Source organism: Epilithonimonas lactis (assembly GCF_900110605.1).
In the GTDB taxonomy this organism is placed as follows: domain Bacteria; phylum Bacteroidota; class Bacteroidia; order Flavobacteriales; family Weeksellaceae; genus Epilithonimonas; species Epilithonimonas lactis.
The window spans coordinates 198,968-225,846 of record NZ_FOFI01000003.1 but is presented as its reverse complement, the minus strand read 5'-3'; the positions used below and the strand labels follow the sequence as shown (position 1 = coordinate 225,846).

Here is a 26,879-nt window from a genome sequence, read left to right as displayed (position 1 = left end):
ATGATTTTATTAGGTAAATAAGTTTTAATAATTGTTTTTGTGGTGAAAAATATATGTAAAAATTAGTTTGTAGTGTAATATTTTTTAATTTTAAAATCAAGATATCAGACGAGCTGATATCATTATTAGCATTAAAAAATGACGCAAATGCCAATTACAAATTTAAACAACAACCACCTTTCCGCAGCACAGGTAACTGCGGCAAAAGATGCAGTCACTGCATTGGAAAGTGCACTGTCAACCATCAATGTATCACTTACGCCAGATGACCGTCAAAAATACGGCAGCATCAATGAGCAGAATAAATTGCTTGTCAACAAAGTGAATGATTTCCACCAAAACCAACCTCAGCTTGATACGGATCAGGTAGACTGGGACGAGTTTGCAGACGACTATGCCAGCCGTCTTCTGATGGAAAACATCATCAACCGACTTGCAAGTCTGATGAAAAGACTGGAAAATGCCAAGATCTTGCACGACTACGACAATTATCAGGCATCGCTTACAGATTATGGTTACACAAGTTTTATGGCTGGAACTGGCGCACCCGGTTTCGAAACCAAGATGGAAGAGCTGAAGCAATTCTTCTTAAAACCGGCACCGAAAGACAAACCTGTTTATCCAAAGGTGTAGAAGATGCCTCTGTTGCGGTTCCGAACCCCGAGCTCGCGGTCCGGGACCCCGGCGGTGGGGTTGTCTAACCCCAAATTTGCGGTTCCGAACCCCCATTTTGCCGTCCGCAACCCGAACGACGGGGTTGTCCAACCCCAAAGTTGCGGTCTTGAACCCCGAACGCAAGGTTCAGAACCCCGACCAACCAGTAGAAGACCCCGACGGATATGTTACAAATACCAGCGGATCATTAAATAATGGTCGTAAAATACTTCTATAGCTAAATTTTTCACAGTTTCATAACAATTAACCACGGATAATTAACCCTTAAAAAATACTCCTTTTGGAGTATTTTTTTGTGTTTTGTAACTGCATAGCTTTGCTAGAACTAAAACTAATACTCATGAAAACTAAATTGACTCTGTTCATTTTGATTTTCTATGCTACCCAAACTTTTTCGCAGACCCGGATCTACAAATCTGAGCCAGTCGTTCGTAGTACGAAAGATGAAGATATCTACAATTCTATAACGATGGTGGGGAATGCGATTATTGTCAATATGACAAACTACCGGCTGAGGGCTTTAAGTAAAAATAATTATGAAACACTTTGGGAGATTCAGGTAGGACTAGACTCCAATACATCTCCCTATTTCTACAAAGATTCTTTTTTTTACGCCACAAAAAAGGGCGAGCGCAGCAGTATGGCGCAGTACGATGTTAAAACTGGTAAACTGATAAAAGAGCTGCCATTCGAAAGTATTTGGTCAAAGCCTTTTTATGTAAATGGTACAATGTATTTCACGGGTTTGATGGATGGGGCTAAGATGCTGGCTTACGATATTGATCAAAACCAAATCGTTTGGGAAAAACAGCTGGGTATGGGAACTGCACAAACTGTTTATTTGAAAGATAAAATCATTTTGGATGTAGAGGATAAACAATGGACAGAAATGGATTACAATGGGAAACAAATCCCAAGTAAGTCCAAGAAAACTATCACCATCGATTCAACGGAGTACAACGTTGACCACTATGAGTTTCCTACCCACGACGGCAAAGAAATCACGGAAAAATTTTTAAGAAGAAAGAAAGTGAGTGGCTGGGATTTTACAAAAGAAAGCACAGAAAAGCATACAGTCCTACTGGACGAAAGACGTCTTTTGATTATAGGGAAAGGGCGGAAAGTTGTTTTGAATCTTGATTTGGAAACTCTGGTTTCCCCTGATTTGGAGGATTATCATGCGTTAAGGAAGATTGTGAAAGTTGGTGATGAAACGATTTGGATAGTCTACCAAAATCACCTTATCCATTATGATTTTAAAAACAAAAAACTTCTGCGCGATGTCTCTCTCTCAAATTGGAAACCGTATCAACTGATTTTAGATGAAAGAACCATCTGGCTGATTTCCTCCAATGACGGACAGCTTTACGCTTTGGATTTTGAGTCCGATGGAGCAGTTGCAGAAAAAATGGCAAGAGAAAAAGCGATTGAAAATCATTACAAATGCAATCTGCCGGACCAAGAGAAAATAGATGCAGCGAAGGAGATTCAGAAGAAGTTAAAAACAAATTAAAATAAATACGATGAAGACAAAATTCTTATTATCCTTATTGAGTTTAGTAATTTTTATAAGCATGCTAAATGCACAGACATTAAGCGGTGTATATAAAAATAGCGGATCATCAACCGGTTCTTATTATACAGATGTCAAATGGCAGGTTTCTTACACTTTTGAAGAAGACGAAAGACTTGTGTATATCAGATTTTTCAATCCTAAAATCAGTGTGCCTAATTACTCAAAGTATAACTTTTATGGAGAAATGTATTCCTTGAGTGATATTGGTCTTTCTTCGTGGCCTCAGAGCAATCAACTCCCTTATGCTATGCAAGTAGCTGTTACAGTAACAGATGGATATAATAATTATGATGTTTCTGGTTTTTGTGATGCAAATGGAACGTGTGATAGGACCTACATAATAGATAAGGTAAACGTGAAAAATTACAGTTTGAGTCATTTTAACGTGCCCTCCGGCTATAATAGTTTTCATGCTAATTTGGGCGGTGAAGGTGAAACTGAGGACTTGATAAAAAGTAAAAAGGAAAGCGAGAAAAAATCCCAGGAGAAAAAATCTCAAAAAAATGAATCCGTTACTAGTTCAACAGCTGATTCTGGGACTTCGGCATCATCATCATCATCATCTTCCACATCCACATCTTCAAGTTCGTCTGAAAGCGAAGCTACTATTTATAACAATATATTTTTGGCAGAAGCTGCCAGAAAGCAACAGGAAGAAAAAGCATATCAGGATGTAGTAAAAGGTGTGTTCGATCTTTTCACACCTTCAGCTGAAGAGTCAGAGAGGAAGAGTAGAGAGTATGTTCAGAAAATGGAATATAAAGCAGTACTGGATAAATCGCTGGAAAGCAAAATAGAAGCGGCTAAAAATGGCGACGATCAAAGTTATTATGATATCTATTTAGCTTACCAGTACTCATTCCCTTCAGATGCCAGATATTATAGAAAATTAGCTTATTCTACAGGTAATGCTTCTCTTTTTAAAGCGGAAAAGAAGTTGGAGCGTAAAAGTCCAAAAGCAATGTTTATAGGCTATCAGTATGGCGAGATTTCTCCTTATGGTCTGAGTTTTTTTCAGACAACGGATAATTTCGGTTTCTTTATGCTTTTTAGATTATCAGATAAAGCATTCACTACCTACACTGAACGTGAGGGTGTATCTAAGAATAGGGATGTCTACACTACCGGAAATGGAACTACATATACATATCTTAGTGAAGCAACTAAACAAGAACAAGGTAAATTTATGCTATCGCTTGGTACGAGCTATCACATTTATAAGCCTTTATTTGTTTATGCTGGAGTTGGATTTGCATTAGTGAATACTTTTTCTAATCAGCGTATGGTGGAGTACAATAAGCCGGAAGTGTTACAAATAGATGAATCGTATTATGGAGCTTCTACCGATGTTGGGCTTCTGATAAAACTGGGGCGAAGAATTGCCATCAATGGTGGTGTGTCCTTTGTTAATTTGAAAAATCCAGAATATACAGGAGGTATAAGTTTTAATTTTTGGCCGGAAAAGTAATTTCAGCACATTAATATGTAAAAATATCAGGTTATTCTAGTAGTAAGAAGTTCAGATTACTTTTGGCTAAATTTCTAAAATAAAAACTATTTTTATGAATATGACTTTCAATGAAGCTTTTCAAAAGTACATTCTTAATCAGAAGGTTGTCGGCTGGGGTTTTCAGCGTCAGACAAAAGTCCTTTTGCCAAATGGCTACCATGCATTTCCCAGCGGCTATTTTACAGAATATGAAAATGGTTATAGGATGATCGCGAGTGGTTCTACACTTCATCAGACAGATATTCAGGAAGCGATGATTCTAGATCCGGAAGGCGTCCCGATTGCCAGAGATACAGAAGATATTGGTCCGCATCCTTATTAGTAAAATTAAAAAAATCGCTGAGGTTCAAAACTTCAGCGATTTTAATTTTTATCTCATTTTGGAGATTGTACTTTTCGCTTTCTCCATTTTCTGAATAGGATGATCAGGATTGGTATGATTAATAAAAATGGCCAATATGAAATCGATCCCAGAACAAATCCTATAAAATTATTCCATCCGGCAGCAACCGAATCTGCAAACTGACTTCCGAATCCAATTTTTGAAGTCACAGAATCTCTTGGTTTGTTTTTTATTAAAGTCAGTTAAATGATGCTGTATTTTACCTTATCATCTATGAATTTCAATCTTCCTTTTGACGATTCTATTTCCTCTTCCAATGCACGGATGTTCTCTTGTATTTCAAGGATGTCTTTTGTAGAATTGCTTTTTTTGAGAAGATCTCTGTACTTTTCTAAATATGTTAATTTGTTTTCAAGCCTGATAGAGACATCCTATATTTTTTGAAATAATATTTCCAAGGCCATGATCCATCGATTGCAGAAGGTTATCAAAATTCTGATTTGGAACTCTGATCGTCATCTTCAGCATTTCTTGATCTTCGCTGTTGTTGAAAAATTCGCCCTGTTTGTAGGCATTATTTTTTTTAAGATTTTCTGAAATTATTTTTTAAGACTTATCAATGTCTCCAACTTCTATTTCTATTCTTCCGTTCTTGATGATTTTGCTTGATGTTGATTGAGGTGCAGATGGAGAAGCTGATTTTTCTGAAATACGATTGGTGATGGAAGTTGGTTATCAACTTCTTTTTCGTCCATTACAGAAACTAGAGCAGCATCCATAGAAAATGCCTCATTATATTGATCTTGTTTTCCGCAAGAAATAAAGAGAATTAAAGTTAATAAATATAAATTTCGCATAGATTGTTTTTAATTTGTGAATTGATAACAATAATTATTCGAAAAAAAGATCTTTTAGTGATTCTAAAAGATCTTTTTAATTTATTCAGTAAAAATTTAATTTTACCCTATTTCAATGCCGTTGGCAACATCTTCGTCAGGCGTTACAAAAGTTAATTTTCCGTCCGCTTTTGTCGTTAATAAAAACATACCTTGAGAAACAATGCCACGAATCTTTCTTGGTGCAAGGTTTAATAAGATCATCACCTGCTTTCCAATCAATTCTTCTGGTTTGAAACTCTCTGCCACACCGGAAACCACCGTTCTTACGTCAACGCCAGTATCAACTGTGAATTTCAGAAGTTTATCTGCTTTTTCTACTTTTTCTGCAGTAAGAATGGTTGCGGTTCTCAAATCGATTTTGGTAAAATCATCAAACTGGATCTCATCTTTTGCAGGTAACAAAATTTTAGGAATTTGAGCCTCAGCTTCTGCGCCTTCCGATTGAGAAACGGTTTGAAGAGCGACTGCTTTTTTGTTTTCCTCTTTTGTATTCTCCAATTTTTGAATTTGGAACTCTATCGTCGCATCCTCGATTTTTGAGAAAAGAAGAGAAGCTTCGTTAATCTGATGTCCAGTTTCAATCAAAATATCTTTAGTTTCAATATCACTCCAGTTGAGTTTTTCAAGATTGAACATCGTCAGCAATTTCTCTGAACTGAATGGCATGAATGGTTCTGACAACTGAGCCAAAGCCACAGCAATCTGAGCGCCAACAAATAATGAATGTGCCGCCTTCTCAGGATTGTCTTTGATGGTTTTCCAAGGCTCTTCAACCTGAAGATATTGGTTTCCAAATCTTGCCAGGTTCATCAACGCTGTCAAAGAATTTCGGAACTCGAAGTTCTCTAGATACTGAGCAATCTCTGCAGCTGATCGTTTGATCTCCAACAATTCTTCAGCATCTGCATTTCCAGCTGGAATAACGCCGTCGTAATATTTGTGGATCAAAACCGCAACTCTATTGATAAAGTTTCCGAAGATTCCTACCAGTTCTGAATTGTTCTTCGTCTGGAAATCCTTCCAAGTAAAGTTATTATCTTTAGTTTCCGGCGCCGAAGAAAGTAGTGCATAACGCAAGACGTCCTGCTGTCCAGGGAATTCTTCTACATATTCGTGTGCCCAAACCGCCCAATTTCTTGATGTCGATATTTTTTCGTTTTCCAAATTTAGAAATTCGAATGCGGGAACATTGGTTGGCATGATGTAATCGCCATGCGCCTTCATCATCGCAGGGAAAATGATACAATGGAAAACAATATTATCCTTTCCGATAAAATGGATCAGGTCAGATTTTGGGTCTTGCCAGTAATCTTTCCAGTTCTTTCCGGTTTTCTCCGCCCATTCCTGGGTAAAAGAGATGTAGCCAATTGGCGCATCAAACCAAACGTAAAGTACTTTTCCTTCTGCATTCGGCAATGGAACAGGAACGCCCCAGTTGAGGTCGCGCGTCATTGCTCTTGGTTTTAGACCGTCGTTCAGCCAAGATTTTACCTGTCCGTACACATTGGTTTTCCAATCGTCTTTATGACCTTCGATGATCCATTGATTTAGGAATGTTTCGTAATCATTCAGAGGTAGATACCAGTTTTTGGTTTCTTTCAGTACAGGAACATTTCCGCTCAACATCGAGTGTGGATTGATCAATTCTGATGGAGAAAGGGTAGAACCACAATTTTCGCATTGGTCACCGTATGCATTCACATTGCCACAATTCGGGCAAGTTCCCACGATATATCGGTCTGCCAAAAATTCGTTGGCCTGCTCATCAAAATATTGTTCGGAAACTTCTTCCGTGAATTTCTCCTTATTATATAGTGTCTTGAAAAAATCCTGACTGACGTCGTAATGCTTTGCTGAGGTCGTTCTGGAATATTCGTCGAAAGAAATACCTAGGTCGGCAAATGATTTTTTGATAATACCATGATATTTGTCTACGATATCTTGAGGCGTCACGCCTTCTTTTTTTGCACGAATGGTGATCGGGATGCCATGCTCATCGCTTCCGCAAATGAAAGCAACATCTTTCCCTGATCTTCTTTGGAATCTTGCGTAGACATCTGCTGGAATATAAACTCCCGCCAAATGTCCTATATGAACCGGTCCGTTTGCATAAGGCAACGCTGCGGTGATCAATTTTCTGTCTGACATTATAATCTGAAATTAGATTTGCAAAAATACAATTTTCCCTGTAAAAATCGGGTCAGTTCTTTTATTATTAATTTGATCAAGAATATTAAAAAGTGTTTGGATATCAATAATTCAAATTTTAACATTTGTTGGTTTTAATTTCATTTTTCATTAATATAGGATTAATAATGGTTAATTTAGGAGAAGAAAACGTTAAACAATCGTTTGAAAAAATGTTAAAATTTCACATTTGATAAAAAAATGTTAATTGTTATAAAATGCTGATTTTTAATGTTTTGAAGTCTGTTATTTGATGATTTTTATTATATTTTATGAGTGATAATAACAATTTTAAAAATATTTTAACAGAATGTTGTTTTTTTTATAAATTGCGAAACAGGATCCAGTGTGGTTCTGAAACAAATTTGAAAATAATATAAACCTTAAAAAAATTATTTTTTGTGAGAAACTATAATGTACTAAAAATTGCTCCCGCATTCCTATTGCTCGGATCAATGCTACATGCACAACAGACCACCGATACGGCGAAAAAAGAAACCGAGATCGAGCAGGTTGTGCTGATCGGTTATGGTAAGCAGAAGAAAGAGGATCTAACAGGGTCAATATCTTCGATTACTTCAAAAGATTTTAATGGTGGTTCTACATCAGCAGATCAGTTGATCATTGGTAAAGCGCCGGGTGTTACTGTAACTGGTAATGGTGGTAATCCAGGGTCTGGAGCAACCATTAGAATCAGAGGTGGTGCTTCGTTAACAGCTAGTAATGATCCGTTAATTGTTATAGACGGAATTCCGATGGATTTTGGAGGTATTTCTGGAGCTTCCAATGCTTTAGCACTAATCAATCCTAATGATATCGAATCATTTGATGTTTTGAAAGACGCCTCCGCTGCTGCTATCTATGGTAACAGAGCCTCTAACGGTGTAATTTTAATTACGACCAAAAAAGGTTCTGCGGGGAAATTAAAGGTTAATTTTTCTAGTGTAGCATCTGTTTCCACTAAGATGGCAAACCAATCTGTGTTATCAGCTGATGAATTCAGAGAATATGTGAAACAGAATGCGACCCAGCAAAAATATATCAATATGCTTGGTACTGCTAATACCAATTGGCAGGACGAAATTTATCAGGCAGCTTGGGGAACAGATAATAATATCTCATTGTCTGGTGGTATCAAAAAGTTGCCATACAGATTGTCTATAGGTTACACAGAACAAAATGGTATTGTAAAAACCAATGAATTTAGAAGAACATCTGTTGGTTTGAATCTGACTCCCAAATTTTTCGATAATCACTTAAGTGTGAACGCTAATATCAAAGGATCTATGACGGAGAATAGATTTAATGATGGTGGTGTTGTTCGTGCAGCGCAACAATTTGATCCTTCACAATCTATTTATGATTATTCTGAAAAAGGCAATAGAGTACGTAACTATTGGGAATGGTATCTACCAACATCGGATGGTGTTTTTACCGATGCAATGAACGTAAATGGAACTCTCAATCCTTTAGGTTTGTTGTATGGTAAGAGAGATGTTTCAACTGTTTTCCGCGCAATTGGTGGACTACAGCTTGATTATAAATTGCATTTCCTTCCAGATCTACATTTTAATGTAAATGCAGGCTATGATTACCAGAAAGGAAATGGCGCGGTAACACAGTTCCCTAATTATGCTGGAGTGGTAAGATCTGGTGACATCAGCTCGCGCAGAGATTATCAAGAAACAAAATCCAATACGCTTTTAGAAACTTACCTAAATTACGTGAAAGAAATATCCGCTATTGATACAAAAGTGGATGTGATGGCTGGATATTCGTATCAAGCATTTAATACTAAAAAGCCCACTGCAACCACTTTTTACGGCAATTTAGAAAAACCATTGGTGCCAAGCAACGTTGTAAATGATGATCTTGTGATGCTAAGTTTCTACGGAAGAGGTATTTTCACAATTGCAGACAAATATATCTTAACAGGATCTATAAGAAGGGATGGTACTTCAAGATTTTACAATGGTACAGATGATACCAGCAATATGTGGGGAACATTCGCTGCAGCATCCGGAGCATGGAAAATTAAAAATGAAGCTTTCCTAAAAGATTCAAATCTTTTTTCTGATTTGAAATTGAGAGGAGGTTGGGGACAAACTGGAAACGCAGAAATAGGTGATTATTATAATTCATTTGCATCCTATAATGTTTCTAATCCGGGCGCTTCTTATGGATTTGCAGAACAGTTTTATTTGATGTACCGTCCAACGCAATACAATGACCAATTGACTTGGGAGACTACAGAAACTGTAAATGCAGGATTAGATTTTGGATTCTGGAACAACAGAATTACAGGATCAATAGATTGGTTTCAAAAAGACACTAAAAAACTTCAGGCCTATATTGACATACCAGCGGGAGAGTTTTCAAACAGGAATTATAAGAATGTAGGAACTCTGAAAACGGATGGTATTGAATTTTTGATTAATGTAAACCCTATCAAAACACAGGATTTTACTTGGGACTTCAGTTTTAATGTGGCACATTACAATCCAACAGTTAAACATTTTGATGATGTTGCAGAAGGTTATTTTATTTCAACAGGTGATATCACCGGAGGTGTTGGTAATCAAGTGCAGGCTCATGCCGTTGGTTACACTCCTTTCAGTTTTAAGGTGTATCAACAAGCTTACGATATCAATGGAAAACCATTAGAAGGTGTATATGTTGACAGAAATGGCGATGGAAGGACAGATGTTAATGACAAGTATTATTATAAATCTACGACACCTGATGCGACTTTTGGTTTCTCAACAAAATTCAAATATAAAAATTGGGATCTTTCAACATCAGTAAGAGCAGTTTTAGGAAATTATGTCTACAACAATGCTGCTTCCAACTCTAATGTTCTAAGTGTCACTTCCAATGATTTTATGCAGAATCTTTCTACCACTTCGGCAGAGTATGGCTTTAAAAATGTCCAATTCTGGAGCGATATTTTCGTAGAAGATGCATCATTCTTCAGAATGGATAACCTGACTCTAGGCTATGACTTTGGAGATGTATTCAACAAGGGAAGTAAAATAAGAGTTTACGGTATGGCTCAAAATGTATTTGTAATCACAGATTATAATGGTGTAGATCCAGAGATTTTTGGAAATATTGATAATGGTTTTTATCAAAGACCAAAGATCTATTCATTAGGGTTAAACTTTCAATTTTAATAATTTAAGAAAATGAAAAATTTCAGAATAAAAAAAACATCTATAGCAACAGCATTTTTAGCTCTTACACTAACTGTAAGTTCTTGTGTAGACGACTTGAAGCAAGTACCAAATACAGAAGAAACTGCTGCCAGTTTATATAAGGACTTTGGGAAGTATAAAAATTTGTTAGCAAAATTATACGGTGGATTAGCAGTAGGTGGACAAGAAGGCGGTGACGGTGCAGGTGATATTTCTGGTATCGATGGTGGTTTTTCTATCTACACACGTTTGCTTTACACGATGCAGGTTATCACGACTGATGAATCTGTGATAGCTTGGAACGATGGTTCCCTGCATGAGTTCCACAAAATGATATGGACACCTGCAAATGAATTTAATAATGCAATGTATTTCAGATTATATACTGAAATAGCATATTGTAATGAATTTATCAAGAATACCACTGATGAAAAACTCAGTTCAAACGGAATTTCCGGGGCTAACCTGGACGAAGCGAAAGCAATGAGAGCCGAGGCTAAATTTCTAAGAGCGCAGTCTTATTATCATCTGTTGGATATGTACGGAAACGTACCATTTGTAGATGAAAGTACATTTGGAACATTACCCAAACAGATTATGAGAGCAGATCTTTTTAACTATGTGGAAGCACAATTGAAAGAATCTGAAGCTGAACTAAAAGCGCCAAGAACAAATGAATACGGCAGACTGGATAAAGCTGCTGCATGGAGTCTTTTGGCTCGTTTGTATCTCAATGCGAAAGTTTACAACGGAACCGAAAGAAATGCAGATGTAATTGCTAATTGTGAAAAAGTGATTGCGGCAGGATTCAGTTTACATCCAACGTATGCCAATCTGTTTTTAGCAGATAATAATCTTAACAATCCTGAGAATATATTTTCAGTGGTCTATGATGGCGCAAGAACACAGACCAATGGTGGAACTTCATATTTGGTTCACGCTTCAATCGGGGGCTCAATGGTTCCGTCCGAATTTGGCGTAAACGGTGGTTGGGGTGGTCTTAGAACGACGAAAGCGTTTGTGAACAAGTTTGAACCAAGTGACAAGAGAGGTCGTTTCTATACAGATGGACAAACATTGGAAATCAATGATTTAGGAAACTTTAACGACGGTTATGCATTTATTAAATATAAAAATATTAAAAGCAATGGTTCTGCTGGTCAAGATTTAAACTGGGTAGATACAGATCTCCCAATGTACAGACTTGCTGATGTTTATCTAATGTATGCAGAGGCTGTTGTCCGAGGCGGTGGCGGAAGTATGAGTACTGCTGTTGGTTATGTGAACGCACTTAGAACCAGAGCCAGCGCATCTACGGTTTCTGTACTTAATCTGGATTTTATTCTTGATGAAAGAGCTAGAGAACTATCTTGGGAGATGACAAGAAGAACGGATCTTATCCGTTTCGGAAAATTCACATCTTCAGCCTATCTATGGCCATGGAAAGGAAATGTTAAAGAAGGTACGGCTGTTGGCGAATACCGTAACATTTTCCCAATTCCTAATAATGATTTGGCTGTAAATCCAAATCTGAAACAGAATCCTGGTTATTAATCCCTTAATTTTATAAATAATGAAAAATAATATATTAAAACACTTTTTTCTGGCGACGGTAACCATTTTGGGATTATCGTCTTGTGAAGATCGTGAAATTATAACCATAGAAAATCAGTCTGCTCCGATAGTGATGGATCTTTCTGCTCAGAATTTGGTTTTAGATTCCAATTTTCCAGCAAACCCAGCACTTACGATCAATTGGGACGCAGCTACTTTTACTGTTCCTGTAGAAGTAAAATACCAAGTTGAAATAAGCGCTTCTGAAACATTTACAGATCCGCAAGTTTTAGTAGTGTCTACATTAGAAACTTTCAAATCATTTACTACGCTTGAAATGAATAATGCGGCAAAATTGATAGGTTTGGTTCCAGATGTTGTTCAAAAGATGTATTTCCGAGTATCATCGTTTACAGGAACAAATAGTGATTTGTTGCAAAAATCAAATGTTACATCATTATCAGTAAAACCATATTTGGCCAGACCGATTTATACTTATACCGATCTTTATCTGATCGGCGATGCAACTGCTGGTGGATGGGATAATTTTGCAACCAACGGTAATTTGCTTCCAATGCTGAAAAAATCAGAAGCCGGCAAATACGAGTTTACCGGACTATTTAAAGCTGGAGGCTTCAAAATGATCAAAGTTAAAGGTGATTGGACTGCTCAATTTGGTCTAGGCTCAGCAACAGGTGTGCTAAGTACAGATGGAGGATCGGGAGATATCAAAGTTCTGACAGAAGGTTACTACAAACTGACTGTGGATACTGCGAATCTTACGTACACATTTGTGCCGGTAACCAATCCTGGAACAACTTACGAGAAAATTTCAATGATCGGAACCTCTACAGATGGTGCGGATGTTCAGCTTACTAAATCAACTTTTGATGCGCACTTATGGATGGCGAAAAAAATAAGCATGAAAACAGGCGTTTTCAAATTCAGAGCTAATAATGCCTGGGATGTGAACTGGGGTACAAACAGTGAGTATTTTGGAGTAGGCGTAGCTGGCGGAGCAGATATTCCGTTGTCAGCAGAATGGACCTATGATGTTTATTTCAATGATGTTACAGGAAATTACACGTTGATCCCTACTGAATAATCTCACAAATATTCCATTAAATAATAATTAACATTTTATGAAAAATATATTTAAATATTTTATAGTGGCTCTAGTTGCGGCTTTCGTTATCACTGCCTGTGATAATGATGCCGACAGGGACTGGACGACACCGGAGGCCAGCTTCAAATTGCATGACACTTCTCTAGGAAGCAATGTGCTGTATGAAACTATGAAGAACAATCCTTTCGTTTTAACTTGGGACAAAACTGGTGCATCAGAATACACAGTTGTTTTTTCTTCAACAGAGGATTTTGCAAACAAAGTAACTTTAGGAACAGCTTCAACAAACACTTTTCTTACTACAGTTGGTGACTTTAATGGTAAGCTTCTTCAAGCTGGGTTCTCACCTTATGCTTCAAAGACAGTGTATGTAAGAGTAGAATCTGGATCAGAAATTTCGAATGCGATCAACTTTACAGTTACTGTTTATCCGATTGCGGGACCGATCATCACTGCGCCAACAGCAGGAAGTGCTTTGGTACTTAATTCTGCCGATCAAACTGCGGTTGCAACGACAATCACTTGGAATGACTATTCTAATTATGGCGTCGATGTTAAGTATTTGGTAGAAGTAGCGAAAGCAGGGACTACAACTTTTACCTCACTAGGAGAGGTGACCAATGTTAAATCTTTGGCGGTTACAAACAAAGACCTGAACACTGCAGTAGTAAACTCTGGTGCAGCGATGAGTCAGGCCAACGATATCGATGTTAGAGTAACTGCTTCTACGACTTCCACAGGTGGTTCTATCGTTTTGAAGTCTGCAATTGTAACTTTCAAAGTGACACCTTACCAAGTAGATTATCCTAATTTCTTCCTTGTAGGAGCTGCTTCAGCTGCTGGATGGGATGCTGCAGGATCAATCAATTTGTACAAGCACGATAATATCTCGGAGATCTACACTTATCTACAGCCAGATAACTTCAGATTTTTAGGACAAGCAGATTGGAATCCTTTGAATTACAGTATTGATTTGCCTGCGACGGATGCAGAAAAAAGATATTTCAAAACGGTATCCTCGAATGTTGAGTTTGGAGATCATGAAAACATGAAATTCACAGGAGCTGCGGGAATCTACAAAGTAGTAGTTGATGCAGATTTCGGAGTTAAATCTTTGACTGTTACAGCGACTACGGCAGAATGGGATATCCCTAACCTTTATCTTGTTGGTTCTATACAAGATTGGAAGCCAGAAGTTGCAGAACAATTCAATCCGATTGGAAATGGAAAGTTTGAAATGATCAGACAAATTCCTGATAATGCTGAATTTAAATTTATCGGGCAACAGGCTTGGGGCAATTTGGATTACGGTAATATTACATCAGCTGGTAATACCGGATTTATAGGTCCAAAAGATCACAACGGTAATATTAAATTCAACGGTGGTGATAGTTTTTACACCATTACAGTTGATTTGAAAAGAGGAACTTACAAACTCACAAAAATGAACTAATTTTTAGTTGAGTAATTATCATAAAGTGTTGCCTAGTTGCAACACTTTTTTTATATTGTAGAACATATATAAACCTTAGAAAAAATGAGATTGCTACGACAAATTTGTATGAAATGCAAACGATTCCAAGCGATTCCATTTGGCCTTAAAAAATAATTTTAATCAAATGAAAAAATTCACCATTGGAGCAGCTCTGCTCTCTATGATGTTTACAGGGATCAATGCCCAAAGTTTGAAGTCTCCGGACGGCAAATTCGAAGCAAATTTTCAACTGAAGAACGGCGTTCCATTTTATAATTTAAAATACAATGGAAATGTTGTTGTAGAAGATTCCAAATTAGGATTGAGACTTTTCAAGGACTCATCCATCAAGTTCGCTTCCGAAATTGCCAAGCCGGAAGATGCAAGTTTTGACCTTAATAATGGCTTTACAAAAACTGCCGAAAAAAGAGATTCCAAAAACGAAACCTGGCAACCAATTCTCGGCGAGAAAAAGAATTACATCAATGATTATAATGAATTGGCGGTAACTCTTAACCAAACTTCGTCTGACAGAAGCATCGTTATCAAATTTAGATTGTTCAACGACGGACTAGGTTTCAGATATGAGTTTCCTCAACAGAAAAACCTGAATTATTTCGTCATCAGAGAGGAAGATTCCGAAATCGATTTCCCAACAGATATGAAGGCTTGGTGGATTGTTGCAGATTACGATTCTCAGGAATACCAATATCAAACTACAAAAATCTCCGAGATTCCAACGCAATGGCCAAAAGCTTTTGACTCAAACGCTTCTCAGACTTTAATCAAAAATGCAGTTCAGTCACCTTTGATGTTGAAAAAAGAAGGCAAAGAACCTCTTTACGTGAATGTTGGCGAGGCGGCAGTTCTGGATTATCCGGCTTCTCATTTGGAAGTGGACGCTCAGAATTTCAAATTCAAAACACACTTGACCGCCGACAGACAAGGTGCAAAAGGTTACATCCAAACACCTTCTACAACACCTTGGAGAACCATCATCGTTTCGCCAAAAGCGGAAGTGTTAATGGATTCCAAAATGATGTTCAACCTGAACGAACCTACAAAATACAAAGACACATCTTACATCAAACCAACCAAATATATGGGCGTTTGGTGGGAAATGATTATCGGAAAATCCCAGTGGGCGTACTCTACAGCAGAAAATGTTCACATCGGAAAAACCGATTTTTCTAAATTGACACCTAACGGAAAACACGCCGCGAACAATACAAAAGTTAAAGAATACATCGACTTCGCTTCGGCAAATGGTTTCCAAGGCTTGTTGATAGAAGGCTGGAACACAGGCTGGGAAGATTGGTTTGGACATTCCAAAGAATTCGTTTTCGACTTCATCACGCCTTACCCGGATTTCGATTTGAAGATGTTGAATGACTATGCACATTCCAAAAACGTAGATTTGATTATGCACCACGAGACCTCAGGTTCCGCTTCAAACTACGAAAGATGGTCTGACAAAGCCTTCGAAACGATGAACAAATACGGTTACAAATCCGTGAAAACAGGTTACGTGGGCGACATCATCCCAAGAGGCGAGCATCATTATTCGCAGTGGACCATCAACCATTATTACAGAATTGTAGAGAAAGCAAACGACTACAAAATTATGGTCAACTCCCACGAATCCGTTCGTCCGGGTGGAGAAAGCCGCACTTACCCAAATTATATTTCTGCTGAAGCCGCGCGTGGAACAGAGTACGAAGCGTTCGGCGGAAACAAGCCAGACCATCAGACAATTCTGCCTTTTACAAGATGGATGGGTGGTTCTATGGACTACACGCCGGGGATTTTCCAAACCAAATTGGACTACTATTTCCCAGGCGACAAGCGTTTCGTTCAGACGACTTTGGCTAAGCAATTGGCACTTTATGTCGTGATGTATATGCCTCTTCAAATGGCGGCAGATTTACCAGAAAACTACGCCAAACATATGGACGCATTCCAGTTCATCAAGGACGTTGCGGCAGATTGGGACGATACCAAAATCCTTTCAGCGGAACCTGGCGACTACATCCACACGGCTCGTAAAGCAAAAGGAACCGAAAACTGGTTCGTAGGCGGTGTGACCGATGAAAATCCAAGAGATTACACCGTAGATTTCTCATTTCTTGACAAAGGCAAAAAGTACGAAGCAACGGTTTACGAAGACGGTAAAGATGCCGATTACATCAACAATCCGCAGAGTTACAAAATCTACAAAAAGACAGTGGACAGCAAGACCAAACTTCCAATCCACTTAGTAAGAAGCGGTGGTTACGCCATTTCCCTGAAACCCATAAAATAATAAAAAATTCCCCTTCCCTGAAGGCGAGATTTTCGAACTCGTTCGGAACTCGGGGGTAGTTTTTTTAGGAGCTATTTCCCGCTTTCCGCTATTACTCCTCGCGCCAAAGCTTTTCCCAAGGCTTGCTGTGGGGTAACCGCTGCAATCGGGGCTATGGGTTTCTACTTCAATCAAAACTTTGTCAGAGTTTAACGCTTTGACAAAGTTTTTCTTAAATTTTTTTTCAAAATCCTCTGATATGAATTGGATTTCCAAACTTTTCAACAAACAAAACATTTTTCTTTTCCTATTGATAGGAATGGTCCTATTGGCGAAAGTCATTCCCTTCCACGAATCCTACAACCAGTATTTCAATCTGGCCGGATTCATAGATTGGGGAATCGCAGGAATTTTTCTGCTTTACGGACTCAAACTTAATCTAAAAGAAGTTGTAAAAGACGTCTCCAACTGGAAACTACATTTGCTGATTCAATCGGGAACTTTCATTATTTTTCCGTTGTTGGCGCTAATGTTTTATCCGTTTTTAAAAGACACATCGTATTACAACATCTGGCTTTCTGTATTCTTTTTGGCAAGTTTACCTTCCACAGTTTCATCATCGGTCGTTATGGTTTCCATTGCAAAAGGAAACGTCACTTCAGCGATTTTCAATGCATCGATTTCTGGAATTATCGGAATCGCGATGACGCCACTTTTAATGAGCTTTTTCTTGACATCTAATGGAGAAGGTGGCAATCAATCTGAAATCATCCAGCAACTATTATTGAAAGTTTTGCTCCCAATTATCTTAGGAATTTTGCTTAATCCAATCTTCAAAAAATGGGTAACCAAATATGCAAATGTCATTTCAGAATTCGACAGACTGATAATTTTATTGATTGTTTACGAAAGTTTTTCAACAGCATTTATAGAAAACATCTTCGTTTCTGTGCCTTCATTTGTTTTTGTTGCTTTGGCTTTAAGCGTTGTCTTTTTGTTTTTCGCTACCTATTACATTTTGAAATTCATTGCCGAGAAACTGAACTTCAAACCAAAAGATGTCATCACGACTACATTCTGTGGTTCAAAGAAATCATTGGTTCACGGAAGTTTATTCCTCTTGGTTTTAGGAATTCCGGATGAGCAGAAAGTTTTGTTTTTACTGCCGGTAATGATTTATCACAGCTTCCAATTATTCTACGTCAGTTGGCTCGCCAACAAAATCGCAAAAACAGCAGATGTCTCTGTAATTTAAATTTGTAATAATTTAATTTTCAATAGTATCTGAATTTTGTTTAAATTTAATATAGACCTTAAAAATTATTTTATGAAAAAAATAATCACATTTTCTTCAATCATCCTTTCCTCCATTTTCTATTCTCAGGTTCAGAAAGTAGAACCCGCATTCTGGTGGAGCGGAATGAAGAATCCGGAACTTCAGCTTTTGGTGTACGGAAAAGACATCAACAACCTTCAACCAGAATTCTCCAACGGCATCAAAATCAAAGAAGTCAAAAAAGTTGAAAATCCCAACTACCTTTTCGTAACCATCGACACAAGCGGAATTCAGCCCGGAAAAACAAAACTGAATTTCAAAAACGGAAACAAAACCGTCAAAACCATCGATTACGAATTCAAACAAAGACAACAGAATTCTGCCAACAGAGATTCTTACACTTCGTCAGACGTAATGTATCTGGTAATGCCGGACCGTTTCGCCAACGGAAATCCGAAGAATGACAACACGCCAGACACAGCCGAGAAATCTGACAGAACAAAAACGGGCGGCCGTCACGGCGGCGATATTGCCGGAATTGTAAAAAACCTCGATTATCTTAGCGAACTGGGCGTTACCACACTTTGGAACACACCTTTGTTGGAAGATAACGAACCAAGTTATTCGTATCACGGCTACGCACAAAGCGATTATTACAAAATCGACCCGCGTTACGGAACCAATGATGATTACAAAAATCTGGCGGACGAACTTCACAAACGCAAAATGAAACTTGTGATGGATTATGTCACCAATCATTGGGGTTCAAAAAGTTGGATTATTCAGGATTTGCCTTCCAAAGATTGGATTCATTATTGGGAAGAAGGGAAAAACGGTTTCCAGAGAAGCAATTACAGAATGACCACACAATTCGACACCAACGCTGCAAAAGTGGACGAAGCCGCTTGTATGGACGGCTGGTTTGACACCACAATGCCGGATATGAATCAAGGTAATCCAATGGTTGTTAATTATATGGCTCAGAACGCAATTTGGTGGATAGAATTTGCTGGACTTGACGGACTTCGAGTTGACACGTATTCTTACAACGACAAAAAAGGAATCGCAGAATGGACAAAACGCATCACAGACGAATATCCGAAATTCAATATCGTTGGTGAGGTTTGGATGCAAGACCAGGCTCAAATGGCGTATTGGCAGAAGGATTCCAAAATCGCAGCGATTGAAGGTTATAATTCCCATTTGCCTTCTGTAATGGATTTTACATTGTTTGATGCTGTTGGTCAGGCTTTCAAAGAAGAACCCGGATGGGACGCAGGAATGCAAAGAGTTTATGGCAATTTTACGAATGATTTCCTTTATCCCGACATCAATAATATCTTGGTCTTCGCAGAAAATCACGATACGAACAGATTGAATCAAACTTATCCAAATGTTGCAGATTACAAACTGGCGATGAGTTTAATCCTGACCGTTCGTGGAATTCCACAACTGTATTACGGTTCCGAAATCGGAATGGCGGGCGACAAAGGAAAAGGCGGCGACGGCGAGATTCGTCAGGATTTCCCAGGCGGTTGGGCTGGCGACAAAAACAACGCTTTTACAAAATCCGGTAGAACGGCGTCTCAAAGTGAATACTTCGATTACACCAAAAAAATCCTGAACTGGAGAAAAGGAAACGAAGCGATTCACAAAGGGAAAACCTTGCATTATATTCCGAATAATAATGTCTATGTTTATTTCCGTTACACCGATAACAAAAGAGTAATGGTGGTTATCAATAATAATAAGGAAACTCAAAACCTGGAGTTGAAGCGCTTTTCCGAAGGTCTGAATAATTTGACAAAAGGAAAGGACATCCTTTCTGACAAAGATTTTGATTTGAAAACAAATTTGTCTGTCGCTGGAAAATCTTCATTAATTTTAGAACTTAAATAAAATTAAAATGAAAAAAATAGTTTCACTTTTCATCCTCACGTTTTTAATATTTTCAGGTTCACTTTCTGCCCAGAAAAAAGGTTTCTACGAAAATGTTCAGAAGAAGAATATCAACAAATTATTAGACGATTTTAACACCCTTGCCGCCAATGCAGATTTCGATAAATACTTCGATTGCTTTGCGGAAGAATCTACTTTCATCGGCACAGACGCGACTGAAGTATGGAACAAAAAGGAATTCAAAGATTGGGCAAAACCATTTTTCGATAAAAAAACAACTTGGAATTTCAAATCTTTAAAACGAAATATCTATTTCAGCAAAGACGGAAATTACGCTTGGTTTGATGAAATCCTTGATACCCAGATGAAAATCTGCCGAGGTTCCGGCGTTGTCGAAAAAATCGGTGGAAAATGGAAAGTGAAACAATATGTTCTGTCGGTAACGGTTCCAAATGAAGTCGTGGACGAAGTAGTGAAAATCAAATCACCAATTGAGGATGCGTTGATTCAGAAATTAAAATAAAAAAATACAATTAAAATAATGAATTTAAATAAAAGAGATTTACCATTCTCTCAACTATGGAATATCAGTTTTGGATTTTTTGGAGTTCAAATTGCGTATTCTTTGCAAAGTGCCAATATCAGCAGGATTTTTGCAACCTTAGGAGCAGATCCACACAATTTGAGTTACTTTTGGATTTTACCACCATTGATGGGAATGTTAGTCCAGCCAATTGTTGGTGTAATGAGCGATAGAACGTGGAATAGACTTGGAAGACGAGTTCCGTATTTGTTAATTGGCTCTATCATTTCTGTCATCGTAATGTGTCTATTGCCTAATGCAGGAAGTTTCAAACTAGCTGTTTCTGCGGCGATGGTTTTTGGACTTATATCCTTGATGCTCTTGGATACATCTATCAATATGGCAATGCAACCATTCAAAATGATGGTTGGTGATATGGTTAATGAAAAGCAAAAAGGAAAAGCCTATTCTATTCAAAGTTTTCTGTGTAATGCTGGAAGTTTGGTAGGTTATCTGTTCCCAATCATTTTTACCTATATCGGAATTTCTAATATTGCGGAAGCAGGAGTAGTGCCGGATTCTGTGATATATTCCTTTTACGTTGGAGCTGCGATTCTAATTCTTTGTGTTCTATATACAATTTTTAAAGTGAAGGAAATGCCTCCGAAAGAATATGCGGAATTCCACGGCATCGAAGAAGTATCAGAAACCAAAAAATCACCAAATGTTTTCCAATTACTAGCCAAAGCGCCATCTGCTTTTTGGTCTGTTGGTTTGGTTCAGTTTTTCAGTTGGGGGGCGTTTATGTATATGTGGACCTACACAAATGGAGGAATTGCGGAAACTATTTGGAATACGACTGATGTCAAATCTTCCGCTTATCAGGAAGCGGGTAACTGGGTAGGTGTTGTGTTTGCGGTTCAGGCAATTGGTTCTGTGATTTGGGCAATGGTAATTCCACAGTTCAAATCTTACAAAATGGCATATGTTGTGAGTTTGGTTTTAGGCGGAATTGGATTTGTTTCCACAATGTTTGTACACAATCAGTATCTTCTTTTCATTCCCTATTTATTGATTGGATGTGCGTGGGCAGCTATGTTGGCCTTGCCATTTACTCTTTTGACCAATGCTTTGAAAGGCGATAACATGGGAGCATATTTGGGTTTGTTTAATGGAACTATTTGTCTTCCTCAGATTGTTGCTGCAATATTGGGAGGTATTTTGTTTAAATATCTTGCGATGGGAAGCTCTATTGCAATGCTAGGCATTGCAGGAGCATTACTTTTCTTAGGCGCTGTTAGTGTATTTATTATTAGAGAAAATAAGATTCCTCAAGAAAATAATTAGAGTTGATATAAGTAAAAGCGAAAAATCCACCAATCGGTGGATTTTTCGTTTTTAATGATTAAAATTTCATCAAAAATTAAAATTCAAAACAAAAATTTTGGATTCAAAGTAAAATTTTAGGCATCGTATTTTTTTTAGCTTTCAAAACTTGAAAATCAATACTTTATCTCAGATTTCGGTTTTGACGAATATCGTATAAAATCAAATATTTTATATATTTTCAATACTTTTAAAAAGAAATTTTTGTGAAAAAATCAATGTTTATTGGAATTAGTTTATACATTTGTACCGTTGAAAACAAACAGATGAATAGCACAATCATTATTCTTGTCATTCTTGTCATTATCGGATTCCGGTGGTGAGTGATGGCTTGTACTAATTATTGAATTGAAATAATACAGACCATTCTCACTGCGAGGATGGTTTTTTATTTTCCTAAATCTAACAAACAAATATAAAATCGATACAAAATGTATTACAATGACGACAGTGTTCTCTTTTTTGATGGGGAATATGTAAAAGCAAAAGAAGCCAAGACCGATTTGTACGGTCAATCGCTACACTACGGATATGCTGTTTTCGAAGGGATTAAATCTTATAAAACCGCAAATGGAACCAAAATCTTCAAAGCGGAAGAACATTACGACAGACTAAGAAGGTCTGCCCAAACGATGATGATGCCTTTCGATTATTCTACCGAAGAAATGGTGGAAGCAACTTACAAATTATTGGAAATTAATAATTTATCAAACGCATACATTCGTCCACTCGTCATTTGTTCTCCCAATATGGCTCTGTCAAAGGGACAAAAAAGTTTTCTCGTCATTGAAGTTTGGAATTGGGACAATGGTTATATGGCCAATCAAATGAGAATTATGACTTCATCATTCGAACGTCCAAATCCGAAAGCTTTCAAAGTGGAAGCAAAAGTGAGCGGTCATTATGTAAACTCGATTTTGGCTTGTCAGGAAGCAAAGGACAAAGGTTTCGATGAAGCTCTGGTTTTGGATGCCGATGGAAATGTGGCAGAAAGTTCCGGCGCTAATATCTTCTTCGAAAGAGACGGCAAACTTTTCACACCTGCGAAAGGAAGCATTCTTCCCGGAATCACACGAGCAACAGTTTTTGAAATCTGTGACCAACTGGGAATTCCTTACGAGGAAAAATTCTTCAAACCAGAAGAAATGAAAGGTGCAGACGCCGGTTTTTTCTGTGGAACAGCAGCCGAAATTGTAGCATTGGGTTCTCTTGATGATGTTCCTTTCAAACTGAATTGGGAAGAGAGTTTAGCATCGAAAGTTCAGACAGCTTATCGTCATTTGGTGTTAGAAGAAGATTATTCATACCTGAAATCAAACCTGCAATATGTGTAACGTAGAACTTAATAAATATTCCAAAACACTTACCAAAGACCCGACGCAACCTGCAACTCAGGCAATGTTTTACGGAATCGGTTTTGAAGAAGAGGATTTCGACAAGGCACAAATTGGAATCGCAAGTATGGGCTACGACGGCAACACTTGCAATATGCACCTGAATGGTTTGGCGGAAATCGTAAAAAAAGGAGTCAAAGAGCAAAACTTAGTTGGCTTAATGTTCCACACCATCGGAATTAGCGACGGAATGACCAATGGAACCGACGGAATGCGTTATTCGCTCGTAAGTCGCGACATCATTGCAGACTCTATCGAGGCAGTTTGTGCCGGTCAATATTATGACGGATTGATTACCGTTCCGGGTTGCGACAAAAATATGCCGGGTTCTTTGATGGCAATGGCGAGATTAGACAGACCTTCGATAATGGTTTATGGCGGAAGTATTGCGCCTGGACATTACAAAGGTCAGGATTTGAACATCGTTTCCGCTTTCGAAGCTTTGGGAAACAAAATCGCAGGTAAAATTTCTGACGAAGATTTCAAAGGTGTGATAAAAAACTCCTGTCCAAGCGCCGGTGCGTGCGGCGGAATGTACACAGCCAACACAATGGCTTCAGCAATCGAAGCACTCGGAATGAGTTTACCCTATTCGTCATCTTATCCAGCTTTAAGCAAAGAGAAAAAAGAAGAATGCCAGTTCGCTGGACATTACGTAAAAATCCTTTTGGAAAAAGACATCAAACCATCCGATATAATGACGCCAAAAGCGTTCGAAAATGCGTTGAGGTTGATTATGATTCTTGGTGGAAGTACCAATGCAGTTCTCCATTTTATCGCCATCGCAAAGTCCATCGGCTATGATTTGACTTTAGACGATTTTCAAAAAATAAGTGATGAAACACCATTTTTGGCTGACCTCAAACCAAGCGGAAAATACCTGATGGAAGACCTTCATAATGTTGGTGGCGTTCCGGCAGTGATGAAATATCTGTTGGATTTAGGCTTGCTTCACGGAGATTGTTTGACAGTAACAGGAAAAACAATTGCTGAAAATCTGGAACACGTCACTTCGATTATCGATAGACAACAAAATATCATTCACGATATCAAAGACCCAATCAAAGCGACAGGCCATATCAGAATTTTGTACGGAAATATTGCTGAGAAAGGCTCTGTTGCAAAAATTACAGGTAAAGAAGGTGATTATTTCAAAGGAACAGCCATCGTTTTCGACGGCGAAAAAGAATTCATCAAAGGCATCGAAGATAAAAAAATCAAAGAAGGAAACGTCGTCGTTATAAAAAACGAAGGTCCTAAAGGCGCACCAGGAATGCCGGAAATGCTCAAACCAACGTCTGCCTTGATGGGTTCTGGTTTAGGCAAAAATGTAGCCTTGATTACAGATGGCAGATTTTCCGGAGGAACGCACGGTTTTGTTGTTGGTCACATTACGCCGGAAGCTTTTTCTGGAGGATTGATTGGCTTGATAAAAGATGGCGATGTGATAGAATTGGATGCGGAAAAAAATACCATCAACGCACTTCTCTCAGACGAAGAAATTAATAAAAGAAAAGCCGAATTCCAACAACCAGACTATAAAGTAAAACGTGGCGTGTTGTACAAATATGCCAAATCTGTAGCAGACGCATCACAAGGTTGCGTCACCGATTTGTAAAATTATAATAGATGAAATATTATTTTGGGCAGCTATTTCCGCCCTCCGTTCCCAATCTTTTTGCCTTGGCTTTTTCCATCGCAAAAAAAGGATTTCCACTCAGGTCGGGCTGCAATCGTATGGCGTTCTAAAAATAATTAATCTCAAAGAATTCAAAGGATTCAAGATAAGTAATTGTAGAGAAAATCTACGGTAAAAATAAAAAGACTTTAAAATGAATGATACCATTTCAAAAATAAAAAACACAGAATCAGAGTCTCAGAAAGCGATAGAAATCAGTGGCTCAAAAGCTGTTTTAGAAGCGTTGTTGCAGGAAAATGTACATACTGTTTTCGGTTATCCTGGTGGTGCAATTATGCCAATCTATGATGCTCTGTACGACTATTCCGACAAACTGAAACACATTTTGGTTCGCCACGAGCAAGGCGCAATCCACGCAGCTCAGGGATTTGCGAGAACTTCTGGGAAAACGGGCGTTGTGTTTGCAACGAGTGGTCCGGGCGCCACGAATTTGGTGACAGGCTTGGCCGATGCAATGATAGACAGCAATCCGATTGTGTGCATCACAGGTCAGGTTTTCGCATCACTTTTGGGAACGGATGCTTTCCAGGAAACAGATGTTATCAACATCACAACGCCAGTCACAAAATGGAATTACCAAGTCACGGATGCTACAGAAATTCCTGAAGCGATTGCCAAAGCATTTCACATCGCAAGCACAGGTCGTCCAGGTCCGGTTTTGATTGACATTACCAAAAATGCTCAAATCCAATTATTCGAATATCTGGGATATAAGAAATGCAATCATATTAGAAGTTATCGCCCCGAACCGGAAATTAGAAACGAATATATCGAGCAAGCTGCAGAACTCATTAACCAAGCCAAAAAACCATTTGTCATTTTCGGACAAGGCGTGATTTTAGGAAAAGCAGAAGAGGAATTCAAAGCATTTATTGAAAAAACAAATCTTCCAGCCGCAGCGACTGTAATGGGATTAAGTGCTTTGGAAACAACTCATCCTTTACACGTCGGAATGTTGGGAATGCACGGCAATTACGCACCAAACGTAATGACCAACGAATGCGATGTTCTGATTGCGGTCGGAATGCGTTTCGATGATAGAGTGACGGGACGTTTGGACAAATATGCGAAACAAGCCAAAATCATTCATCTTGATATTGACCCAGCCGAAATCGATAAAAATGTGAAAACCACAGTTCCGGTTTGGGGAAATTGCAAAAAGACTTTACCGATGTTGACGGCGCTTCTCACAGAAAATGACCATTCAGCTTGGCTAAACGAATTCCGTGAATTGGAAAAAGACGAAATCAAAGAAGTTATCCAGGAAGAACTCAATCCAACATCTGAAGTTTTGACGATGGGAGAGGTCATCAAAGTTCTGAATGATTTAACGAACGGCGACGCAATCATCGCAACAGACGTTGGCCAGCATCAGATGGTCACTTGCCGATATGCAAAATTCAATCAATCAAAATCTAGCGTAACATCAGGTGGTTTGGGAACGATGGGATTTGGTTTGCCAGCTGCAATTGGCGCTTGGTATGGCGCACCGGAAAAAACAGTTGTTGCCATTATCGGAGATGGCGGATTCCAAATGACCTTGCAGGAGTTGGGAACGATTATGCAGTTCGGAGCGAAGGTCAAAATTATGATTCTCAACAACGAGTTTCTGGGAATGGTAAGGCAGTGGCAACAATTGTTCAATGAAAGACGCTATTCTTTCGTGAATATCACAAGTCCAGATTTCGTCGCAGTGGCAAAAGCTTATTACATCGATGGACAAAGGATTTCTGAAAGAGAAAATCTAAAACCTGCTTTGGAAACAATGCTCAACCACGACGGCGCTTATCTTCTGGAAGTAATGGTTGGAAAAGAAAATAATGTATTCCCAATGGTAACGCAAGGTTCATCGGTTTCCGAAATCAGACTTAAATAAAAAAGAA

Annotated in this window: 20 protein-coding genes; 16 read left to right on the top strand and 4 right to left on the bottom strand. The window is 38.3% G+C overall.

Going from position 1 to position 26,879, the window contains the following annotated elements; all coding sequences use genetic code 11:
* The first annotated feature begins 147 nt into the window (after positions 1-147).
* From BMW39_RS10625 to BMW39_RS10610, 4 genes are all read left to right on the top strand, one after another.
* Entirely contained in the window at positions 148-633 is a 486-nt protein-coding gene (locus BMW39_RS10625; RefSeq protein WP_034975222.1) for a hypothetical protein, read from the top strand.
* 382 nt (positions 634-1,015) lie between these two features.
* The gene (locus BMW39_RS10620; RefSeq protein WP_034975220.1) at positions 1,016-2,188 is read left to right on the top strand and encodes an outer membrane protein assembly factor BamB family protein; all 1,173 of its coding nucleotides are present in this window, start codon (positions 1,016-1,018) and stop codon (positions 2,186-2,188) included.
* Positions 2,189-2,198: 10 nt separating this feature from the next.
* On the top strand, positions 2,199-3,719 hold the full coding sequence (locus BMW39_RS10615; RefSeq protein ID WP_131474315.1) for a hypothetical protein: 1,521 nt from the start codon (positions 2,199-2,201) through the stop codon (positions 3,717-3,719).
* Positions 3,720-3,813: 94 nt separating this feature from the next.
* Positions 3,814-4,083 carry a hypothetical protein gene (locus tag BMW39_RS10610; protein WP_034975216.1) on the top strand — a complete coding sequence of 90 codons (270 nt, stop codon included), beginning with the start codon at positions 3,814-3,816 and terminating at the stop codon, positions 4,081-4,083.
* A gap of 53 nt (positions 4,084-4,136) precedes the next feature.
* Here BMW39_RS10610 and BMW39_RS19310 read toward each other — a convergent pair whose 3' ends face one another.
* The 4 genes from BMW39_RS19310 to metG form a co-directional block, all read right to left on the bottom strand.
* Positions 4,137-4,313, bottom strand: coding sequence for a hypothetical protein (locus BMW39_RS19310; RefSeq protein ID WP_175459332.1), 177 nt, complete (start codon positions 4,311-4,313; stop codon positions 4,137-4,139).
* A gap of 33 nt (positions 4,314-4,346) precedes the next feature.
* On the bottom strand, positions 4,347-4,526 hold the full coding sequence (locus BMW39_RS19735; protein ID WP_083391928.1) for a DUF4349 domain-containing protein: 180 nt from the start codon (positions 4,524-4,526) through the stop codon (positions 4,347-4,349).
* A 216-nt stretch (positions 4,527-4,742) separates the two neighbouring features.
* Entirely contained in the window at positions 4,743-4,961 is a 219-nt protein-coding gene (locus BMW39_RS10600; RefSeq protein WP_034975214.1) for a hypothetical protein, read from the bottom strand.
* A 102-nt stretch (positions 4,962-5,063) separates the two neighbouring features.
* Positions 5,064-7,151 (bottom strand): methionine--tRNA ligase, encoded by a 2,088-nt coding sequence (gene metG, locus BMW39_RS10595; RefSeq protein ID WP_034975212.1) that lies wholly within the window; start codon positions 7,149-7,151, stop codon positions 5,064-5,066.
* 440 nt (positions 7,152-7,591) lie between these two features.
* On the opposite strand from metG, the gene BMW39_RS10590 reads away from it, so the two are divergent.
* From BMW39_RS10590 to ilvB, 12 genes are all read left to right on the top strand, one after another.
* A complete protein-coding gene (locus tag BMW39_RS10590) occupies positions 7,592-10,363 on the top strand; it encodes a SusC/RagA family TonB-linked outer membrane protein (RefSeq protein ID WP_034975210.1) in 2,772 nt (923 codons plus the stop codon).
* A gap of 12 nt (positions 10,364-10,375) precedes the next feature.
* Positions 10,376-11,938 (top strand): RagB/SusD family nutrient uptake outer membrane protein, encoded by a 1,563-nt coding sequence (locus tag BMW39_RS10585; protein WP_051879908.1) that lies wholly within the window; start codon positions 10,376-10,378, stop codon positions 11,936-11,938.
* A gap of 19 nt (positions 11,939-11,957) precedes the next feature.
* Complete coding sequence (locus BMW39_RS10580) at positions 11,958-13,043, top strand: SusE domain-containing protein (protein ID WP_051879907.1); 1,086 nt, start codon at positions 11,958-11,960, stop codon at positions 13,041-13,043.
* A 37-nt stretch (positions 13,044-13,080) separates the two neighbouring features.
* The gene (locus tag BMW39_RS10575) at positions 13,081-14,517 is read left to right on the top strand and encodes a SusE domain-containing protein (protein WP_051879906.1); all 1,437 of its coding nucleotides are present in this window, start codon (positions 13,081-13,083) and stop codon (positions 14,515-14,517) included.
* 166 nt (positions 14,518-14,683) lie between these two features.
* Entirely contained in the window at positions 14,684-16,840 is a 2,157-nt protein-coding gene (locus tag BMW39_RS10570; RefSeq protein WP_034975208.1) for a glycoside hydrolase family 97 protein, read from the top strand.
* Between the two features lie 238 nt (positions 16,841-17,078).
* On the top strand, positions 17,079-18,074 hold the full coding sequence (locus BMW39_RS10565; protein ID WP_034975206.1) for a bile acid:sodium symporter: 996 nt from the start codon (positions 17,079-17,081) through the stop codon (positions 18,072-18,074).
* 72 nt (positions 18,075-18,146) lie between these two features.
* Complete coding sequence (locus BMW39_RS10560) at positions 18,147-19,994, top strand: glycoside hydrolase family 13 protein (RefSeq protein ID WP_034975205.1); 1,848 nt, start codon at positions 18,147-18,149, stop codon at positions 19,992-19,994.
* Positions 19,995-20,001: 7 nt separating this feature from the next.
* Positions 20,002-20,517 carry a nuclear transport factor 2 family protein gene (locus BMW39_RS10555; protein WP_034975203.1) on the top strand — a complete coding sequence of 172 codons (516 nt, stop codon included), beginning with the start codon at positions 20,002-20,004 and terminating at the stop codon, positions 20,515-20,517.
* Positions 20,518-20,535: 18 nt separating this feature from the next.
* Positions 20,536-21,864, top strand: coding sequence for an SLC45 family MFS transporter (locus BMW39_RS10550; RefSeq protein WP_034975201.1), 1,329 nt, complete (start codon positions 20,536-20,538; stop codon positions 21,862-21,864).
* 470 nt (positions 21,865-22,334) lie between these two features.
* Entirely contained in the window at positions 22,335-23,237 is a 903-nt protein-coding gene (ilvE, locus tag BMW39_RS10545) for a branched-chain-amino-acid transaminase (protein ID WP_034975199.1), read from the top strand.
* A complete protein-coding gene (gene ilvD / locus BMW39_RS10540) occupies positions 23,230-24,915 on the top strand; it encodes a dihydroxy-acid dehydratase (protein WP_034975197.1) in 1,686 nt (561 codons plus the stop codon). The genes ilvE and ilvD overlap by 8 nt, the downstream gene beginning before the upstream one ends.
* Positions 24,916-25,129: 214 nt before the next feature.
* The gene (gene ilvB / locus BMW39_RS10535) at positions 25,130-26,872 is read left to right on the top strand and encodes a biosynthetic-type acetolactate synthase large subunit (protein WP_034975195.1); all 1,743 of its coding nucleotides are present in this window, start codon (positions 25,130-25,132) and stop codon (positions 26,870-26,872) included.
* The last annotated feature ends 7 nt before the right edge of the window (positions 26,873-26,879 follow it).

What these genes read in the sequence shown, in the direction of transcription:
- ilvE (WP_034975199.1), top strand. Translation starts at nt 22,335, where the DNA reads ATGTATTACAATGACGACAGTGTTCTCTTTTTTGATGGGGAATATGTA.
- BMW39_RS10575 (WP_051879906.1), top strand. Translation starts at nt 13,081, where the DNA reads ATGAAAAATATATTTAAATATTTTATAGTGGCTCTAGTTGCGGCTTTC.
- BMW39_RS10610 (WP_034975216.1), top strand. Translation starts at nt 3,814, where the DNA reads ATGAATATGACTTTCAATGAAGCTTTTCAAAAGTACATTCTTAATCAG.
- ilvB (WP_034975195.1), top strand. Translation starts at nt 25,130, where the DNA reads ATGAATGATACCATTTCAAAAATAAAAAACACAGAATCAGAGTCTCAG.
- BMW39_RS10625 (WP_034975222.1), top strand. Translation starts at nt 148, where the DNA reads ATGCCAATTACAAATTTAAACAACAACCACCTTTCCGCAGCACAGGTA.
- BMW39_RS10620 (WP_034975220.1), top strand. Translation starts at nt 1,016, where the DNA reads ATGAAAACTAAATTGACTCTGTTCATTTTGATTTTCTATGCTACCCAA.
- BMW39_RS10580 (WP_051879907.1), top strand. Translation starts at nt 11,958, where the DNA reads ATGAAAAATAATATATTAAAACACTTTTTTCTGGCGACGGTAACCATT.
- metG (WP_034975212.1), bottom strand. Translation starts at nt 7,151, where the DNA reads ATGTCAGACAGAAAATTGATCACCGCAGCGTTGCCTTATGCAAACGGA.
- BMW39_RS10615 (WP_131474315.1), top strand. Translation starts at nt 2,199, where the DNA reads ATGAAGACAAAATTCTTATTATCCTTATTGAGTTTAGTAATTTTTATA.
- BMW39_RS10565 (WP_034975206.1), top strand. Translation starts at nt 17,079, where the DNA reads ATGAATTGGATTTCCAAACTTTTCAACAAACAAAACATTTTTCTTTTC.
- BMW39_RS10560 (WP_034975205.1), top strand. Translation starts at nt 18,147, where the DNA reads ATGAAAAAAATAATCACATTTTCTTCAATCATCCTTTCCTCCATTTTC.
- ilvD (WP_034975197.1), top strand. Translation starts at nt 23,230, where the DNA reads ATGTGTAACGTAGAACTTAATAAATATTCCAAAACACTTACCAAAGAC.
- BMW39_RS10570 (WP_034975208.1), top strand. Translation starts at nt 14,684, where the DNA reads ATGAAAAAATTCACCATTGGAGCAGCTCTGCTCTCTATGATGTTTACA.
- BMW39_RS10585 (WP_051879908.1), top strand. Translation starts at nt 10,376, where the DNA reads ATGAAAAATTTCAGAATAAAAAAAACATCTATAGCAACAGCATTTTTA.
- BMW39_RS10555 (WP_034975203.1), top strand. Translation starts at nt 20,002, where the DNA reads ATGAAAAAAATAGTTTCACTTTTCATCCTCACGTTTTTAATATTTTCA.
- BMW39_RS10600 (WP_034975214.1), bottom strand. Translation starts at nt 4,961, where the DNA reads ATGCGAAATTTATATTTATTAACTTTAATTCTCTTTATTTCTTGCGGA.
- BMW39_RS10550 (WP_034975201.1), top strand. Translation starts at nt 20,536, where the DNA reads ATGAATTTAAATAAAAGAGATTTACCATTCTCTCAACTATGGAATATC.